This window comes from Martinezella dioscoreae, from assembly GCF_009176305.1.
Lineage (GTDB): Bacteria > Pseudomonadota > Alphaproteobacteria > Rhizobiales > Rhizobiaceae > Rhizobium > Rhizobium dioscoreae.
In genome coordinates this window covers 1-1,762 of the sequence record NZ_BLAJ01000036.1, presented here as the reverse complement: position 1 = coordinate 1,762, position 1,762 = coordinate 1, and the positions used below count along the sequence as shown (strand labels likewise).

The following is a 1,762-nucleotide window of genomic DNA, read 5'->3' as shown; positions in this document are numbered from 1 at the left end:
GAAAGACTATGGAACTCGATATCGTGGCGCTGTCGCGCCTGCAGTTCGCCATGACGGCGCTGTATCACTTTCTGTTCGTGCCATTGACGCTCGGCCTTTCCGTGCTGCTTGCCATCATGGAGACGACCTATGTCATGACCGGCCGCCAGATCTGGCGGCAAATGACGAAGTTCTGGGGGACGCTCTTCGGCATCAACTTCGTGCTCGGCGTTGCAACCGGCATCGTGATGGAATTCCAGTTCGGCATGAACTGGAGCTACTACAGCTATTATGTCGGCGACATCTTCGGCGCGCCGCTGGCGATCGAAGGATTGATGGCCTTCTTCCTGGAGGCGACTTTCGTCGGTCTGTTCTTTTTCGGCTGGGACAAGCTGTCGAAGGTTGGCCACCTGGTCGCGACCTGGGCGGTGGCGCTGGGATCGAACTTCTCGGCGCTGTGGATCCTGATTGCCAATGGCTGGATGCAGAACCCGGCTGGCTCGGCGCTCAACCCGCAGACCATGCGCATGGAGATCGTCAGTTTCTTCGATGTCGTCTTCAATCCGGTGGCGCAGGCGAAGTTCGTGCACACCGTCTCGGCCGGCTATGTCTGCGCCTCGGTCTTCGTGCTTGGTGTCTCGGCCTGGTATCTCCTGAAGGGCCGCAGCGTCGAGCTCGCGAAGCGTTCGATGACGGTTGCCGCATCCTTCGGCCTGGCTTCGGCGCTTTCGGTCGTCGTGCTTGGCGATGAAAGCGGCTATCTGACGACCGAACATCAGAAGATGAAGCTCGCGGCAATCGAAGCCATGTGGAAGACCGAACCGGCGCCAGCCGCCTTCACCGCCTTCGGCTTCCCAGATCAGGAGGCCCGCGAGACCCATTATGCCATTCACATTCCATGGGCCATGGGCCTGATCGGGACGCGGTCGCTGACGACGGAAATCCCTGGCATCGACAAGCTCGAGGAACAGGCCAAGGACCATATTCGGGAGGGTATCAAGGCTTATGACGCGCTGATGAAGATCCGCGCAGCCAAGCCGGCAACGCCCGGCGAAGTCTCGCAGGATGTTGCCACTGCGCGCACCTCCTTCGAGGATATCGGCCACGAGCTCGGTTATGCTCTGCTGCTCAAGCGCTATGTCGACGATCCTCGCCAGGCGACGGAGGAGCAGATTGCGCAAGCGGCTCGCGACACCATTCCGAATGTGCCGACGCTCTTCTGGTCATTCCGCATCATGGTCGGCCTTGGGATGTTCTTCATCCTGCTGATGACGGTCTTCTTCTGGCTCTCGGCTCGCCGGAAACTGGATCGCTATCCGCTGCTGCTGAGGATCGCGGTCTTCGCCATTCCGCTGCCCTGGGTCGCCATCGAACTTGGCTGGGTCGTTGCGGAATTCGGCCGTCAGCCATGGATCATCGAAGGCGTGCTGCCAACGGCTGCGGCCGTCTCCAATCTTGGCGCCGGCACCGTGCTTCTCACCATTCTCGGCTTTGCCGCGCTCTACACCGTCCTCATCGTCATCGAGATGACGCTGATGATCAAGGCGATCCGCAATGGCCCCGAAGCGGATGACGAGCCGGAGGCCAAGCTGATTTCCGAAAACCTCGTTCCGGCTGCGGAGTGACCTGCCATGATCCTGCATGAATTGATCGATTATGAGACCCTGCGCATCATCTGGTGGCTGCTTCTCGGCGTGCTTTTGATCGGTTTTGCCGTCACCGACGGCTTCGACCTCGGCGTCGGCACGCTCCTTCCCTTCGTCGCAAAGACGGATACGGAGCG

Annotated in this window: 2 protein-coding genes; both read left to right on the top strand. The window is 60.2% G+C overall.

Features of this window, described 5'->3' with window-relative positions; all coding sequences use genetic code 11:
* Positions 1-8 precede the first annotated feature (8 nt).
* On the top strand, positions 9-1,604 hold the full coding sequence (locus GDN47_RS31780; RefSeq protein WP_152095057.1) for a cytochrome ubiquinol oxidase subunit I: 1,596 nt from the start codon (positions 9-11) through the stop codon (positions 1,602-1,604).
* A 6-nt stretch (positions 1,605-1,610) separates the two neighbouring features.
* A partial coding sequence (locus GDN47_RS31775; protein WP_173002617.1) for a cytochrome d ubiquinol oxidase subunit II occupies positions 1,611-1,762 on the top strand: 152 nt, incomplete at its 3' end.

Coding starts and splice junctions, on each gene's coding strand:
- GDN47_RS31780 (WP_152095057.1), top strand. CDS start 9: ATGGAACTCGATATCGTGGCGCTGTCGCGCCTGCAGTTCGCCATGACG.